Raw genomic sequence first — 15,832 nt, forward strand, 5'->3', positions numbered from 1 at the left:
CAGGGGACGGCAGCCAGGGCACCTCCTCTGCGCCACACGTCTCCCCGGACATCCCCTCCCCCTTGCCACGCGGAAGGAACGTACCGTCCATGGCCACCGTCCCGGAGGCGGGCGCCCACGACGCCGGCACCTACGAGCTGCTGCGCGACCGCCTCACCGCGCAGGCCGCCGAACTCGCCCGCCGTGCCGACGCCCTCAACGCCCGCCGCGTCGAGGAGTTCGGCTCCGCCCGGCTCGACCTCGCCGGCAGCGAGCAGCTGCGCACCCCGCACCCGTGCGTCCCGTGCGACGTCGTCGCCGTCGGGGACACGCTGCTCCTCGGCACCGCCGGCCGGCCCGCGCCGGACGCCCCGCCCGCGGTGGCCGACGTGTTCACGCTCTACGACCGCGAGCTGAACCCGCTGCCCGAGACCGCCGTACCCGGACTGCTCGACGACCCGTCCTTCCAGCGGGAGTTCGCCGACCTGCACCGCTACTTCCGCCAGGCCCGGCTGCTGCGCCTGCGGATCACCGCCGGCCGGCTCCTCGCGGTGTTCCGCACCGGCGAGAAGGCCGACGACATCCGCGTGCTGCGCTGGACCCCCACCGACGACGGCCGGGTGGCCTTCCTGGACGCGCGCGGCGAACGCGACGACGTCTTCCCGCCCTCCGACGAGGTCACCTGGACCGCGACGACCCGCGAGGACCACGTCCTCGGCCGCCACCCGCACGTCGCCGTCCCCGGCGGGCTGTTCGTCTCGACCGTCGGGGGCACCCTCACCGTCAAGACGGAGAACGACACCGAGACGGGGGAGGGCATCCACAGCGAACCGGTCGACGAACCGCTGCAGGCCCTCGCCGACGCGGACATCGCCCACGCGCGCGTGGGCGCCCTCGTCCTCCTGCGCGTCCGCCCCTACAAGGAGGACGCCCACCGGCACCTCGTGTTCAACACCCTCACCCGATCGGTCACCCGCCTGGACGGCCTCGGACAGGGCTGCCGCCGCCTCCCCGAGGACCGGGGCGTCCTGTTCCCCGGCGGCTACTGCCTGGCCACGGGGACCGTGAAGACGTACGACCTCGACGTCCGCGAGCTGGAGTTCGAGCGGGAGGTGCGCTCGCCCAACGGCGAGGACGTGCTGTACGCCTTCCACGCGCGCGGCGGCGGTCGCGCCCTGCTGCTGTCGTACAACACGATCCGCCAGGAGGTCGCGGCCCCGCTGCCCTGCCGGGGCTGGGGCCTCTTCGACGACGGCACGTTCGCCGTGGTCCGCGCGGACGGCGACCAGCCGGCCCAGGTCCACCCGGTCCAGCTGTGGCACTCGCCGTACGACTCCGACACCCATGCCGCGGGCGCCCCCACCGGCAGCGGACCGCTGGCCCGGATCGGCAACGCCGACCTGGTGCGCGCCATCTCCGCCTGCCTGTCCGTCGCCGGCACCGTCCGCGACGGCATCACGACCGGCGAGGGCTACCAGGCCCTGTCCGCCGCCTGCGTCCGCACCGCCGACGGCCACCACTGGCTGGGCGAGACCGAACTCGGCGGCCTGCACGGGCCGTTGGACGACCTCCGGGACACCGTCGGCCAGATCCTCGCCGAGTTCGAGCACGTCCAGGTCCTCACCCGGCAGGCCGCCGACGCGCTCGACGAGGCCGCCGGGCGGATCGCCACCGTGGTCCGCAGGCTGCGCGGCGAGGCCCCGAAGGACGCCGCCGCCTGGGTCGCCGGCCTGACCGAACTCCGGCACGCGCACGGCCGGCTCCTCAACCTCAAGGAGCTGCGGTACGCCGACCGGGACCGCCTCGACACCCTCGCCACCGTCGCCGAGACCGACCTCGCGGCTCTCGGCGAGCGGGCCGTGGGCCTCCTCGCCGAGGACGACGCCTTCGCCGCCCACCACACCGGCGTCGAACAACTCGCCGCCGACGCCCAGGCGATCACCACGGTCGCCGAAGCCGGCCCGGTCGGCGCCCGGCTCGACGAACTGGCCGACGGGCTCACCACCGTCACCGACGTCGTCGCGAGCCTCGACATGGGCGACGCCACCGTCCGCACCGCCGTCCTGGAGCGCGCCGCCGCCGTCCTCGCCGGCGTCAACCGCGCCCGCGCCGCCCTCGACGCCCGCCGCCGCGCCCTCCTCGACCACGAGGGCCGCGCCGAGTCCGCCGCCGAGACCGCCCTGCTCGGCCAGCTGGTCACCACCGCTCTCGCCGCCGCCGACACCACCGAGGCCTGCGACGACCAACTCGCCCGCCTCCTCGCCCGGCTGGAGGACCTGGAGTCCCGCTTCGCCGACTTCGACGACGTCCTCGCGGACCTCGCCGACCGGCGCACCGAGATCTACGAGGCGTTCACCGCCCGCAAACAGACCCTCGCCGACGCCCGCGCCCGCCGCGCCGAACAGCTCGCGGCCTCCGCCGCCCGCGTCCTGGACACCGTCGCCCGGCGCTCCGCCGCCCTCACCGACCCCGACGCGGTCAGCGCCTACTTCGCCTCCGACCCGCTCGTGGCCAAGGTCCGCCGCTCCGCCGCCGAACTGCGGGACCTCGGCGACCCCGTCCGCGCGGAGGAACTCACCGGCCGCCTGGAGTCCGCCCGCCAGGAAGCCGCCCGCGCCCTGAAGGACCGCACCGACCTGTACGGCGACGGCGGACGCACCCTGCGGCTCGGCGCCCACCGCTTCGCCGTCACCACCCAGCCACTCGACCTCACCCTCGTCCCGCACGGCGAGGGCCTCGCCTACGCCGTCACCGGCACCGACTACCGCGCCCCGGTCACCGACCCCGGCTTCGCGGACACCCGCCCGTTCTGGCAGCGCACCCTGCCCTCCGAGTCCCCCGAGGTCTACCGCGCCGAACACCTCGCCGCCCGCCTGCTCGGCGCACACTCGCCCGAGGCGCTCATGGCCGCCGACCTGCCCGCACTGGTACGCCGGACGGCGCAGGAGGCGTACGACGAGGGATACGAGACCGGCGTCCACGACCACGACGCGACCGCCGTCCTCACCGCGCTGCTGCCCCTGTACGAAGGGGCCGGGGCGCTGCGCCACGAACCGGCCGCCCGCGCCGCCGCCCAGCTCTTCTGGGCCCACCGCACCACGGAGGCCGCACGCCAGACCTGGACCCGGCGCGCCCGCTCGCTGGCCCGGGCCCGGGACACCTTCGGCCTGGCGCCCGCCATCACCGACCTGCGGCGCGAACTGGCGGACGCCATCGGCGGTGACGAGGCCGCCATCGGCGGCGAGGCCGCCGCCGGCTACCTTTTCGAGGAACTCACCGGCGGGCCCGAGGGATTCGTCCTCGGCGCCGGCGTGCGCGTCCTGCTGGAGAAGTTCCGCCGTACGGTGGGCACCACCGCCTACGACGACGACCTGGCCGCGCTGGATGCCCTGGACGACCTCCCGGCCCGCCGGCAGCTCGTCCAGGCCTGGCTGTCGGCGTACGCCACCGCCACCGGCACCGAACTCGCCCCGGGCGACCTCGCCGAGGCGGTCGCGGCCGAACTCTGCCCGGACCTGCCCCGCTACGACGGTGACGCCCCGCTCACCGCGACCGCCGAGGGACTGCTGGGCACGCACCCGCGCGTCACCGGCGGCCGGCTGCCGCTGCGGCTCGACGAGTTCCTCGCCCGCACGGCCCGGTTCGCCGCCCACGACGTGCCCGCGTTCCGCGCCTACCAGCGCCGGCGCACCGCCCTGGTGGACGCCGAGCGCGCCCGGCTGCGGCTGGACGACCACCGGCCCCGGGTCATGTCCGGCTTCGTCCGCAACCGGCTCGTCGACGAGGTCTACCTGCCGCTCGTCGGCGACAGCCTCGCCAAGCAGCTCGGCACCGCCGGCGCCGGCGGACGCACCGGTACCGGCGGCCTGCTGCTGCTCCTGTCCCCGCCCGGCTACGGCAAGACGACCCTCATGGAGTACGTCGCCGGCCGGCTCGGCCTGATGCTGGTGCGGGTCAGCGGCCCCGCCCTCGGCAACGCCGTCACCTCGCTCGACCCCGCCGACGCCCCCGACGCCGGATCCCGCCAGGAGATCGAGAAAATCAACTTCGCGCTGGCGGCAGGCAGCAACACGCTCCTCCACCTCGACGACATCCAGCACACCTCGCCCGAACTGCTGCAGAAGTTCATCCCGCTGTGCGACGCGACCCGCCGCGTCGAGGGCGTGTGGGACGGGCAGCCCCGCACCTACGACCTGCGCGGCAAGCGCTTCGCCGTCTGCATGGCCGGCAACCCCTTCACCGAGTCCGGAGCCCGCTTCCAGGTCCCCGACATGCTCGCCAACCGCGCCGACGTGTGGAACCTGGGCGACGTCCTGACCGGCAAGGAGGACGCGTTCGCCCTCAGCTTCCTGGAGAACGCGCTCACCTCGAACCCCGTCCTGGCGCCCCTCGCCGGCCGGGACAGCGCCGACCTGGACCTGCTGCTCCGGCTCGCCGCCGGCGACCCCACGGCACGCGCCGACCGCCTTGAGTACGCCGTCCCGTCGGCCGAGCTGGACCGCGTCCTCGCCGTGCTGCGCCATCTCCTCGCCGCCCGCGACACCGTCCTCGCGGTCAACGCCGCCTACATCGCCTCCGCCGCCCACGCCGACGCGGCCCGCACCGAGCCGCCGTTCCGCCTCCAGGGCTCCTACCGCACCATGAACCGGATCGCCCAGCGCCTGAGGCCCGTCATGAACGACGCCGAACGCGCCGCCGTCATCGACGACCACTACACCGCCGAGGCCCGGACCCTCACCCAGGGGGCCGAGGCCAACCTGCTGAAACTCGCCGAACTGCGGGGCACGCTCACCCCGGCCCAGGCCGACCGGTGGGCCGAGGTCAAGGCCGCCCACGTCCGCGCCCGGGCGCTCGGCGGCGCCGAGGACGATCCCCTCGTCCGCGCCGTGGCCGGAATCGGCCTCCTCGCCGACCGGCTCGCCGCCGTCGAGTCCGCCATCCGCCGCGCCGCCGGCGACCCGGCCGGCTCCGCGCATCCCCGGCACGCCGCCCGGCCCCGGGAGACCTGATGACGTACTTCCTCGCTCCGCTCGCCGCCGCCGTCGCCCTGGTCGCGCTCAGCACGGCCGTCCTGATCCGCCGAGACCGCCGCCGCATGCGCCACGACTGACCGTTGGCCGGTCACCTCGGCTGCCGACTCGGTTCCGCCGCGACTGCCCCGGGCTGGTCACGTCGGCCGCCGGCTCGGCTCCGCCGCAACTGCCCCGGGCCGGTCACGTCGGATGCCGGCTCGGTTTCGCCGCGACTGACCAGGGCTGGTCACGTCGGCTGTCGGCTGGGTTTCGCCGCGACTGCTCCGGGTCGGGTACGTCGGCTGTCGGCTCGGCATGGCCGCGACTGACCAGGGCTGGTCACGTCGGCTGTCGGCTGGGTTTCGCCGCGACTGCTCCGGGTCGGGTACGTCGGCTGTCGGCTCGGCTTGGCCGCGACTGCCCCTCGCCCGCCGCCCTGGCCCGCCACTCTCGGTCGCCCGCCCGGCTCGCCCACGACTGACCCGGGCCCGGCGCCCTGGCCGACCGCTCGGCTATCTTGCTCGTGGGGCCCCGGCCGGATGTGTGGACGAGGGCGTGCGAGGACGGGAGCCGGGTGTGCGGGCGCGGGATTTGGCGGTGGTGTATGAGACGGTCGGCCTGGACAGCGCCGCCCTCGACGCCGCCCGGCTGATGGCCGCCCACCGGCTGCCCGCCCTGCTGGTGGTGGATGAGCGCGGCGCGCCCGAGGCGATCCTGCCCGCCTCCCAGATGGTCAAGCTCCTGGTGCCGGGATACGTCGTGGAGGACCCGACCCTCGCCGCCGTCGTCGACGAGGACCACGCCGACCGGCTCTGCGAGGCCCTGGCCGGACTCCGGGTCCGCGACTGCCTCACCGCGACCGCGCCCCCGCCAGCGATCGCCGCGCCCGACGACACGGCCTTGGAGGTCGCCGCGCAGATGGCGCAGGCCCGCAGCCCGCTCGTCGCCGTGGTCGACCGGGACGGGGCCGGTCCCCGGCTCCTCGGCGTCATCACGGCCTCGCACCTGCTGGAGCGCCTGCTCGCCGTCACGTGATGACGGCCCTCGCTGCCGGAGCCCGGCAGTCCGGGTCCCGCCCGGTCTGCTGGTCAAGGAACTGCTGGGGGGACGCCAAGAGAGGGTAAGGTGCCCAGCGGTGTGCCGGGAAGTCTGGTCGGCGAACAGGGAGAGCTCTGTCGTCCGATCGGAGGTGGCCGTCATGGCCGACATGGCACGCGGGGCGCCGTACGGCACGGGGCCCGCGGCGGTGGTGTCGTGAGCGACTGGCACGCCTGGGCCGCCGTCGCCGTCTTCGCCGGCGCGTACGCCCTGATCATCAGCGAGAAGATCCACCGGGTCGCCGTCGCCCTCGGCGGGGCCGGCCTGATGCTGGCGATCGGCGCGACCGACGACGCCTCGGCGTTCTACTCCGAGACCTCCGGCATCGACTGGAACGTCATCTTCCTGCTCATGGGCATGATGATGATCGTCGGCGTGCTGAAGAAGACCGGCATGTTCGAGTACCTGGCGATCTGGTCCGTGAAGAAGGCCCGCGCCAGGCCGTTCCGGGTGATGGTCATGCTGGTCGTCATCACCGCACTGATCTCCGCCCTGTTGGACAACGTGACGACCGTCCTGCTGGTCGCCCCGGTCACCCTCCTCGTCTGCGAACGCCTCGCCCTGCCCGCCGCGCCCTATCTGATCGCCGAGGTGCTGGCCTCCAACATCGGCGGCACGGCGACCCTCGTCGGCGACCCGCCCAACATCATCATCGCCAGCCGCGCCGGCCTGACCTTCAACGACTTCCTGGTCCACCTCGCCCCGCTGATCGTGGTCCTGGTCGCCGTCCTCCTGCTGCTCTGCCGGGTCATGTTCCGCGAGGCGTTCGTCTACGACGAGGACCGCGCCGCAGGGATCATGGCGCTGGAGGAACGGGAGGCCATCAAGGACCCCCGGCTGCTGGTGCAGGGCCTGCTCGTGCTCGCCCTCGTCGTGGCCGGCTTCGTGCTGCACCCGGTGCTGCACTACGAGCCGAGCGTCGTCGCCCTCCTCGGCGCCGGTCTCCTCGTGGCCGTCTCCCGGGTGGACACCGACGAGGTGCTCTCGGAGGTGGAGTGGCCGACCCTCGCCTTCTTCGCGGGCCTGTTCATCATGATCGGCGGCCTGATCGGCACCGGCGTCATCGACCAGGTCTCCCAGGCCCTCGCCCACGCCATCGGCACTGGCGAACTCGGCGGCGCCATGACGATGCTCGGCGCGTCGGCGGTGCTGTCCGGGATCGTGGACAACATCCCCTACGTGGCGACCATGGCGCCCGTCACCGCCGACCTCGTGCACACCATGGGCGGCGGCGCCGACCACGTCATGTGGTGGGCCCTGGCCCTCGGCGCCGACCTCGGCGGCAACGCCACGGCGATCGGCGCCAGCGCCAACGTCGTCGTCCTCGGCATCGCGGAACGCAACCGCCGGCCCATCGGCTTCTGGCAGTTCACCAAGTACGGGCTGGTCGTCACCGCCGCCACCGTCGCCGTCTCCCTCGCCTACGTCTGGCTGCGCTACTTCGCCCTCGGCTGACACCGTCCCCGGCGGTTACCGCGGTGCCTCCGACATCAGGTGCGCGGCCCCGAATCCTGGGCGGGCGGGGACACGGTCCCGGAGCCCGCGCCGGGCACGGCCGGGGAGGTGCTGGGCAGCGGATCGGACGCCTTCTCCGTCTGCCGCGGCACCACCGCGCCGGGGTGCCCGGCCGGGACCGCCCCATCGTGGGGCAGGTACGACACGGCCCCGAGCACCATGACGATCGCCGCGGCGGTGCCGACCACGCCGGCCAGCCGGCGGCGCCGCGCGCGGCCGTCGAGCTCCCGCCACGCCCGGCCGGGCCGGACGTCCTCGGGCTGCCACAGCTCACCCACGGACTCTGGTGTCCCGGCCGGCTCCGGCACGCCGCCCGGCCCGGCGGCCGCCCGTTCCCGCGCCGACGGCTCCCTCGGCGCCGACCGCCGGATCGCCCCCTCGCTGTCGTCGAGGAACCTCTGCCACACCGCGTCCGGAACCGGAGGGACGTCCTCGTGCCCGCCGCCCCCGCCCAGCCGTCCCGTCACCACTGCCCCTCCGCTGCTCACCCCGGCGCACCCCACCCTGAGGACGGGAACACGGGCCCGCGCGTTCCGTCGGCCGCGCGAGCGGTCCGGCCGGAACCGGTGCGGGCTTCGATCGGGTAACGCGCCGGGGCGGGAGCCACCCCCGCCCCTACCTTTGCATAGTCTAAAGATGAGGAGGGGCGCCCGAGCGAGGCGGCTCTTCAGTGCCGCGAGACCGCTGGAGCAGTCCATGACCGTGAAGAAGCCACCGAGGAACGTGACGGTGCTGTCCTGGATGCCCTTCGCGGTGATGGCCGTGGTGACGGCGGGGGACCTGCTGTCCGGGCCCGGAGTGGGCTTCCTGCCGCTGGTCTCGCTCGGCCCCGCCTTCGCGGGCCTCGTCGGTGGCTGGCGCCGTACGGCCCTGATCGGCGCCGCCTCCCTGCTGCTCTGCGTCGTCCTCGGGGTGTACGACGGGCTCTTCGAGGAACGCCGGGGCTTCACCGCGATGGCCTCGGTCGCCGGCGTCACCGGCGTGGGCATCGCGGCCGCCCTGATGCGCTCCCGGCGGGAGGCGGAACTCGCCAGCGTCCGCTCCATCGCGGAGGTGGCCCAGCGGGTGCTGCTGCGCCCGGTGCCGAGAACCGCGGGCCCGCTGCAGACGACGGTGTCCTACACCTCGGCCGTCGCCGACGCGCACATCGGCGGGGACCTGTACGAGGTGGTGGCCTCGCCGCACGGGATCCGGGTGATCGTCGGCGATGTGCAGGGCAAGGGACTGGCGGCGGTCGAGACGGCCGCCGTGGTGCTCGGCGCCTTCCGGGAGGCGGCCCACGACGAGCCCGACCTGCTGGGCCTGGGAGAGCGGCTGGAACGCAGCGTGGCCCGGGAACTGGAGGGGGAGAAGTTCGTCACCGCCGTACTTGCCGAGATCGGCTCCGGCCACGACGTCGTCTTCCTCAACTACGGGCACCCCGCCCCGATGGTCGTACGCGCCGACGGCCGCACCGACTTCCCGCGGCCGCCCGCCTACGCGCTGCCGCTGGGCCTCGGCATGCACGAGACGGAGGGTCCCAAGCCGTACCGGGTGCCCTTCGCCCCCGGCGAGCAACTGCTCCTCTACACCGACGGCGTCACCGAGACCCGGGACGCGGACGGCGTGTTCTACCCGCTCGGCGACCGGTCGCGGCTGCTGGACGAGCCCGACGCGGACGCCGCCCTGAGTGCCCTGCGCGAGGACCTGATGCGGCACGCCGAGGGCCCGCTCCACGACGACGCGGCGATGCTGCTGGTGCGCTACCGCGGTCACCCCGGCGTCGCGAACGGGGTAGAAAGGGACCATGGCCGAGACCGCGATGCCTGAGCCCGGATCCGAGCCCGGGCCCGAGCCGGGCCGGGACGACGTCGACGCGGTCACCCGGGCGGTGCTGACCGCCTCCCGGCTGCTCGTGGCGGTGTCCGCGCGCTCGCTCGCGGAGGTCGAGGAGCGGGTGACGCTGCCGCAGTTCCGCATGCTGGTCGTGCTGTCCAGCCGCGGTGCCACCAAGCTGGTCGCGCTGGCCGACCTGCTGCAGGTGGCGCCCTCGACCGCGATGCGCATGGTGGACCGGCTGATCGCGGCCGGTCTCGCGGACCGGCAGCCCAACCCCGCCAACCGGCGGGAGACGCTGCTGCGGCTGACCGGGGAGGGCCGGCGGACGGTGGAGACGGTCACCGCCCGGCGGCGCGCCGAACTCGCCCCGATCGTCGAGCGGTTGCGTCCGGACCAGCGGGCGGCGCTCATCGAGGCACTGGCCGCGTTCAACGAGGCCGGCGGTGAGCCCCCCGTCCCCATGGACGGCACCGAGACGTCCCGGCTGGGCTGGGTGACCGCCACCCTGCCGACACCGGACTCCCCGGATTCCGCCGAAGGGCCGAAGGGGCCGGGGGATTCCGCCGAAGGCCGGGGGAGGTCGGGGGATTCCGCGTAAGGGCCGGGGAAGCCGGGAGACTCCCCCCCAAGGGCCGGGGGTTCCGGGGGACTCCGCCGGACCGCCGGCGGGGCCGGGGGAGTCACCCAAGGGCCCGGCGGGCGCCGCGCCTGAGCGTTGACGTGGGCCGCCGCCCGTCAGTCCGGTGACGGCCCCTCGTCGAGGCGGGCCGCGCACTCCAGCAGCATGGCGTGCACGAACGCCTGGGGCAGGTTGCCGCGCAACTGCCGCTGGCGCACGTCGTACTCCTCCGCGAACAGACCGGCCGGCCCGCACGCCGACCGGGTCCGCTCGAACCAGCGCCAGGCCCGCTGCCGGTCACCGAGGTGACAGGTGGCCAGGGCCATGGTGAACCCGCAGAGCAGGAACGCCCCTTCGGCCTCGCCCAGCGGGATGCCCTCGTGGTCGAACCGGTAGAGGTAGCCGTCCTCGCCCAGACAGTCCTCGATGTACGCGCGCGTGGTGGCCGCGCTGGGGTCGCCGGCGGGCATGCAGCCGCGGGCCACCGGCACCAGCAGGGCCGCCTCGGGGCCGTCGTCGTCCGCCGCCCGGCGCCAGCGGCCGTCGGGCCGCAGACAGCGGCGGCGGGTCTCGGCGAGGATGACCTCGGCCGTCTTGGCGCACCGTTCGCTCGTCGCGCCGGGCAGCACCTCCGCGATCCGGCGCAGCCCGCACACCACGCTCAGCCGCGAGTGGGTCCACCACCGGTCGTCCAGCTCCCACAGACCGGCGTCGGGCCGCTGCCAGTTGCGCTCGACCGCGTCCACCGCCACGGTCACCGCCTGCTCCGCCTCCGGAGTGAGCCGGTCGTGCCGGGCGGCGGCCGCGAACAGCTGCAGTGCCTCGCCGAAGGTGTCGAGCTGGAACTGGGTGGCGGCCGCGTTGCCGATCCGGTCGCTGCCTCCCGGGTAGCCGGGCAGCGGCAGCGTCGACTCCTGGGGGACCGGCCCCCCGGTCACCGTGTAGGCGGGGCGGACCGCGTCGCCGTCGACGAGGATGCGCTCGGCCACGAAACGCACCGCGCCGTCGAGCAGCGGGTGCGGCCGGTGCGCGGCGACGGCCAGGCCGGCGTAGCTCTGGTCGCGCAGCCAGGCGAAGCGGTAGTCGTAGCTGCGCCCGCTGTTCGCCCGCTCCGGCAGCGAGGTCGTGGCCGCCGCGACCATGCCGCCCGAGTCGCTGGTCAGGCCGCGCAGTACGGCGTACGCGTGCCGCGCGTCGCGGGGCGCGGCGAGGTCGGAGCAGTCCGGTACGGCGTCCTTCCACTGCTGTTCCGTCTCCCGCCACAGCCGGCCGGGCTCCAGTGGGCCGGCGCCGGGCCGTTCGGACAGCTCCAGCACCAGGTCGTGTTCCTCGCCCTCGGCCAGCCGGAACTCGCCGCGCAGCCCCTCCTCGCCCCAGGAGGCCCGGTGCGCGCCGAGCAGCCGCAGGTGCAGTCCGCCGGCCCGGGCCGTCCACACCTCCCCGTCCAGCCGGGCATCGCGCACCCGCTCGGAACCGAACCCCGGGCGGGGGTCGAGAATCATCCGCAGCCGGGCCGCGCCGCGTTCCACCCGCATCCTGCGCAGCAGCACGAGCCGGTCGGACGACGCGGGCATCGCCAGGGCGTCCCGGCACTCCACGACGCTGTCCCGGGTCACCCAGCGGCTCACCCAGATCAGGGTGCCGTCCTCGTAGTAGCCGCCCCAGACGTGCCAGTCGTCGGTGGGCGTGACCGCGAAGTGCCCGGCACCGCCGATCAGGGACGAGAAGACCGCGTCGTCGTGCCAGCGGGGGGCGCAGAGCCAGACGATCCTGCCCTTGGGGTCGACCAGCGCTCCGCGTTCGCCGTCCGCGAGGGTCGCGTAGTCACGGAGCACCCAGGGCGGGCAGCCGCCGTCACGCGGGGGCGGTGTCGCATCCGAATCCGTATCGTCACCCATGGCACTCGGGCTTACCCCGGTGCGGCGACCGGAAACGCGTGCTGCGCCGACCGGCCCCGGATCCCGGGAGCGGGGCCGGGGCCTCGGAGTGCCGTGCGGCCGACCGCGCCGTACGCACCGCGAACGCCCCGGCGACGACGAAGTCGGCCAGCGCGGCGGTACGCCAGCGCCGGCTGGCCAGGGCGAGGGCGGCCATGCTCGCCGCGTGCAGCGCGTCGGGCACGGCCGCCCACCGGGCGGGTACGACGCCCCAGGCGCCGGCCAGCCCCTGCGCCACCTGCCGGGCGCCGAGCAGTCGCACCGCGCCGCGGGCGGCCCGGCTCGCGGTGGTGTGCGGGCAGCGGCTCAGCACGCCGCCCGGGAACACCACGAGCGTGGAACCCCACGCGACGCGGACGGCGTTCTCCGGCACCATCACGCCACCTCCTCGGGTCTATCAGGCCGGACCGTCGGCCCCGGACCGGGCCGGGCCGGGCGGGGGGCTGGTGCTGGGCGAGCCGCTCGGAGCGCCCGGGCGGCTTGGTGAGCCGCTCGGCGCGGGCGTCGCGCTCGGGGTCCCGCTCGGTGACGGGGTCGAGCTCGGTGACGGGGCCGGCGAGGCCGAGCCGGCCGGTGCGACGCCGGTCACCTCCCCGGTGACGGCGTCGACGCGGTAGGCGTGGACGCGGTGCGGCCCCACCGTCTCGATGGTGACCGACCAGACCGTGCGGCCCGTGGCGTCCTTCTCCAGCCGGACGTCGGTCACCTTCCCGTACTCCGGCATCCGCACCCGGTCGACCGCCTCCTCGGGCAGCAGCTTCGCGCCGGCGACCAGCGTGCCGGTGCGCGTCTTCGAGGCGGCCGACTGACCGGCTGGCACGTCCGCCCCCAGCACGTCGCCCCCGGCGGCCCCGACGCGGACGAGGTGTTCGGTGCCGTCCTCGGTGGCGACGCTCGTCCGCCACACCGGGGCGACGGTGTTCACCCGGCTCAGCCCGACGGAGACCAGCCTGCTGCCGGACACCTCGTCCAGCGCCTTGCGGATGGCCCGGTCGTACTCCGTCTCCACCTGGGGCAGGACCTCGGAAGGGTGCGTCGGCGGCGGGCCGCTGCACGCGGCGGCGGTACCGGCGAGCAACGCCGCCGCCACGACGAACCCGAACCGGCGGCGCCGTCCGGTCCTGCTCCCTGGGGGATGGGCCATGGTGCGTGCCTGCCTTCCTGTCCCGGCCGCGCTGCCGCTCGTGAGGTTCCCGCGGTTTCCCGCCGGCACCGGGGTACGCCCGCAGCCGTTTCCCAAACCGCCCGAGCCCGCGGACGTCACCACCGACCCGCCCGGGCGGGCCACCACGTGTGCGGCCAGGGGGAGGTCACCCCCGGCCGCGCCGCGTCACGACGTCCCGCAGGCGGTCCAGCGGTCCCCAGGCCGGCGCGGTGACCTTGACCAGCGGCGCCGACCGAGGTGAGCGCGGGCGCGGCCTGGTCGGTGCCGACTCCTCCGTGGGCCGTACGCCGGAGCCCGCCGCGCGCAGCACGTCGGGCGGGCACAGTGCCTGCAACCGGGGGAAGACCAGTTGCTCCTGCTCCAGCACATGCCGCGTGACCCCGGCCCCGGCGGCCAGCAGCAGCTCCACGAACTCCTCGCCGCGCGGATCCGCGGCCTCCAGCGCGCTGAGGGTCCATTCGAGTTCCCGGCCCTCGGCGAGCTGCGCTTCGACCCAGTCGTCGCCGTCCACGACGTACCGGCGCACGGTGGGATGCAGGTGCTCCCGCTCCGCCACCAGATGGCGTACGGCACTGATGCTGATCCGCTCCACCAGCGACGTCCGTTCGGCGCTGCCGGGCGCGGCGGAGCGCACCTGGTCGAAGAGGCGCTGGATCCGCTGGTGGTCCGCGGTGAGTTCCCCGAGCATGCCGCTCTCGCTCTCCACTGAAAGGCTCCCTGCCGGCGCGTGACCCCGGCGCTCTCGCCGGGCTGCCGCGGCCGGCGCCGGCCGGCCGCTGCCGCACCCCGGGTGCCCTCATCGCCCCCGCGTCATGCCTCGGCTTGGCCGCCCGGGATTGAAAGACGAGCGGCTCGGGTACCCCCGCGCCCGCCGCACGACCGCCGGGCCGTGCGGCGCGAACCGTGGGCCGACGTGGAGGAGCGTGGTGCGGGCGTGCTGCTGCGACGACGCAGGGCGAGGGTACGGGCGAGGGGGCGGCAGGCCGGGTTCCAGACCTATGTCGTGGCCGACCGGCGTGCGCCGGTGTCGGAGCTGGCGAACCAGTTGCTGCGCAAGGCCTTCCCCGACCACTGGTCGTTCTTCCTGGGCGAGATCGCCCTCTACAGCTTCATCGTGCTGGTGGTGACCGGCACCTATCTGACCCTCTACTTCGACCCGAGCCTGGCCGAGGTGCCGTACCGCGGTTCGTACGAGCCGCTGCAGGGGCTCCTCGTCTCCAAGGCCTACGAGTCGACGCTCCACCTGAGCTTCGACGTGCGCGGCGGCCTGCTGATCCGTCAGATGCACCACTGGTCCGCGCTGGTGTTCGTGGCCGCCATCGGCGTGCACATGCTGCGGATCTTCTTCACCGGTGCCTTCCGCCGGCCCCGCGAGCTGAACTGGATGATCGGGGTGACCCTCTTCCTGCTCGCGCTCCTGGAGGGGTTCTGCGGCTATTCGCTGCCCGACGACCTGCTGTCCGGCACGGGCCTGCGCACCGCCAATTCGATCGTGCTGTCGATCCCGGTCGTCGGGACCTATCTGAGCTTCTTCCTCTGGGCCGGTCCCTACCCGGGCGAGGCGATCGTCCGGCGGCTCTACATCGTGCACGTGCTCTTCGTGCCGGGCGTGATGATCGCCCTGATCGCCGCCCACCTGATCCTGGTCGTCTATCTGAAGCACACGCAGTGGGCCGGCCGGGGCAAGACCAACCGGAACGTGGTCGGGCAGCCGATGTACCCCCAGTTCATCGCCAAGTCCACCGGTCTGGCCCTGATGGTCGCGGGTGCCACGGCGATCCTCGGAGCCGTCGCCCAGATCAACCCCATCTGGGCCTACGGCCCCTACGTGCCGGACGTGGTGTCCACCGACGCACAGCCCGACTGGTACGTCGCGTTCCTGGAGGGCGCGCTGCGGCTGATGCCCGGCGTCGAGTGGAACGTGGCCGGGCACACCTTCATGTGGAACGTCCTCGTGCCCGCCGTCCTGCTGCCGGCCCTGCTGTTCCTGATCCTCTACATGTACCCCGTGTTCGAGCGGTGGGTGACGGGGGACCTCCGGGAGCACCACATCGCCGACCGGCCGCGCGACCATCCGACCCGGACCGGCCTCGGCGTGGCGGCCGTGGTGTGCTACGCCGTGCTGCTCATGGCGGGCGGCAACGATGTGCTGGCGTACGAGTTCGACGTCTCCGTCAACATGCTGACCTGGATCTTCCGGGTGGCCGTGTTCGTCGCGCCTGTCCTCGCCTACCACGTCACCAAGCGCGTGTGCCTGGCGATGCAGAAGCACGAGCGCACGCTGCTGGAGGAGGGCGAGGAGACCGGTGAGGTGATCCAGGACCTGGCCGGCGGGATGGGGGAGACCCACGAGAGGCTCGACCAGGACACCCGCTACAAGCTGCTGGTCCGGGACATTCCCCGGCCGCTGGTCCACCCCGGAGCCGACGCCCCGCTGCACCGCAGGCTGCAGGCGTCGCTGAGTTCCTGGTACTACCGGGACCGGGTCGACATGCCCACCACGGCGGAGGAGCGGCTGCAGATCACGGGCCGCACGGCCGACCCGGTCTCCGAGGGCGCCGGCGGGGAGGGGAGCGAGGGCGAGGAGTGAGCGCGGGCGGGCTGAGCGAGGGCGAGGAGCGGGCGGGGGCGGGGAGTGCGGACACAAGCGTGTCGCGCCCGTGCGACGACGGGCGCGACACCTGGGGAC

The 15,832-nt window shown here is 74.5% G+C and carries 11 protein-coding genes; 6 read left to right on the forward strand and 5 right to left on the reverse strand.

Annotated elements, in window-relative coordinates; genetic code table 11:
• The first annotated feature begins 89 nt into the window (after window positions 1-89).
• The 3 genes from DBP14_RS32385 to DBP14_RS32395 all read left to right on the forward strand — a co-directional run bounded on the left by DBP14_RS32385 (window position 90) and on the right by DBP14_RS32395 (window position 7,544).
• The gene (locus DBP14_RS32385) at window positions 90-4,988 is read left to right on the forward strand and encodes a DNA repair ATPase (RefSeq protein ID WP_129311195.1); all 4,899 of its coding nucleotides are present in this window, start codon (window positions 90-92) and stop codon (window positions 4,986-4,988) included.
• Window positions 4,989-5,567: 579 nt separating this feature from the next.
• Window positions 5,568-6,026 (forward strand): CBS domain-containing protein, encoded by a 459-nt coding sequence (locus DBP14_RS32390; RefSeq protein WP_129312192.1) that lies wholly within the window; start codon window positions 5,568-5,570, stop codon window positions 6,024-6,026.
• A gap of 219 nt (window positions 6,027-6,245) precedes the next feature.
• Window positions 6,246-7,544 carry an ArsB/NhaD family transporter gene (locus DBP14_RS32395; protein ID WP_129311196.1) on the forward strand — a complete coding sequence of 433 codons (1,299 nt, stop codon included), beginning with the start codon at window positions 6,246-6,248 and terminating at the stop codon, window positions 7,542-7,544.
• A gap of 35 nt (window positions 7,545-7,579) precedes the next feature.
• Here DBP14_RS32395 and DBP14_RS32400 read toward each other — a convergent pair whose 3' ends face one another.
• Window positions 7,580-8,092 carry a hypothetical protein gene (locus tag DBP14_RS32400; RefSeq protein ID WP_241741094.1) on the reverse strand — a complete coding sequence of 171 codons (513 nt, stop codon included), beginning with the start codon at window positions 8,090-8,092 and terminating at the stop codon, window positions 7,580-7,582.
• A 208-nt stretch (window positions 8,093-8,300) separates the two neighbouring features.
• On the opposite strand from DBP14_RS32400, the gene DBP14_RS32405 reads away from it, so the two are divergent.
• Both DBP14_RS32405 and DBP14_RS32410 read left to right on the forward strand, forming a co-directional pair.
• A complete protein-coding gene (locus DBP14_RS32405; RefSeq protein ID WP_129311197.1) occupies window positions 8,301-9,413 on the forward strand; it encodes a PP2C family protein-serine/threonine phosphatase in 1,113 nt (370 codons plus the stop codon).
• A complete protein-coding gene (locus tag DBP14_RS32410; protein ID WP_129312194.1) occupies window positions 9,406-10,020 on the forward strand; it encodes a MarR family transcriptional regulator in 615 nt (204 codons plus the stop codon). Before DBP14_RS32405 ends, DBP14_RS32410 begins: the two co-directional genes overlap by 8 nt.
• 137 nt (window positions 10,021-10,157) lie before the next feature.
• Here the strand turns inward: DBP14_RS32410 and DBP14_RS32415 are convergent, their stop codons facing one another.
• The 4 genes from DBP14_RS32415 to DBP14_RS32430 all read right to left on the reverse strand — a co-directional run bounded on the left by DBP14_RS32415 (window position 10,158) and on the right by DBP14_RS32430 (window position 13,849).
• Window positions 10,158-11,939 carry a glycoside hydrolase family 15 protein gene (locus tag DBP14_RS32415; RefSeq protein WP_129311198.1) on the reverse strand — a complete coding sequence of 594 codons (1,782 nt, stop codon included), beginning with the start codon at window positions 11,937-11,939 and terminating at the stop codon, window positions 10,158-10,160.
• On the reverse strand, window positions 11,932-12,357 hold the full coding sequence (locus DBP14_RS32420; protein ID WP_129311199.1) for a hypothetical protein: 426 nt from the start codon (window positions 12,355-12,357) through the stop codon (window positions 11,932-11,934). Before DBP14_RS32420 ends, DBP14_RS32415 begins: the two co-directional genes overlap by 8 nt.
• Window positions 12,358-12,375: 18 nt before the next feature.
• Window positions 12,376-13,122, reverse strand: coding sequence for a PepSY domain-containing protein (locus DBP14_RS32425; RefSeq protein WP_129311200.1), 747 nt, complete (start codon window positions 13,120-13,122; stop codon window positions 12,376-12,378).
• A gap of 166 nt (window positions 13,123-13,288) precedes the next feature.
• The gene (locus DBP14_RS32430) at window positions 13,289-13,849 is read right to left on the reverse strand and encodes a hemerythrin domain-containing protein (RefSeq protein ID WP_129311201.1); all 561 of its coding nucleotides are present in this window, start codon (window positions 13,847-13,849) and stop codon (window positions 13,289-13,291) included.
• Between the two features lie 228 nt (window positions 13,850-14,077).
• Between DBP14_RS32430 and DBP14_RS32435 the strand changes: the two genes are divergently transcribed.
• Window positions 14,078-15,733, forward strand: coding sequence for a ubiquinol-cytochrome c reductase cytochrome b subunit (locus DBP14_RS32435; RefSeq protein ID WP_129312195.1), 1,656 nt, complete (start codon window positions 14,078-14,080; stop codon window positions 15,731-15,733).
• Window positions 15,734-15,832 lie beyond the last annotated feature (99 nt).

Source organism: Streptomyces sp. L2 (assembly GCF_004124325.1).
Classification (GTDB): domain Bacteria; phylum Actinomycetota; class Actinomycetes; order Streptomycetales; family Streptomycetaceae; genus Streptomyces.

Bases quoted from the DNA above. Each gene is read 5' to 3' on its own strand.
- DBP14_RS32385 (WP_129311195.1), top strand. From the start codon at position 90: ATGGCCACCGTCCCGGAGGCGGGCGCCCACGACGCCGGCACCTACGAG.
- DBP14_RS32405 (WP_129311197.1), top strand. From the start codon at position 8,301: ATGACCGTGAAGAAGCCACCGAGGAACGTGACGGTGCTGTCCTGGATG.
- DBP14_RS32410 (WP_129312194.1), top strand. From the start codon at position 9,406: ATGCCTGAGCCCGGATCCGAGCCCGGGCCCGAGCCGGGCCGGGACGAC.
- DBP14_RS32415 (WP_129311198.1), bottom strand. From the start codon at position 11,939: ATGGGTGACGATACGGATTCGGATGCGACACCGCCCCCGCGTGACGGC.
- DBP14_RS32425 (WP_129311200.1), bottom strand. From the start codon at position 13,122: ATGGCCCATCCCCCAGGGAGCAGGACCGGACGGCGCCGCCGGTTCGGG.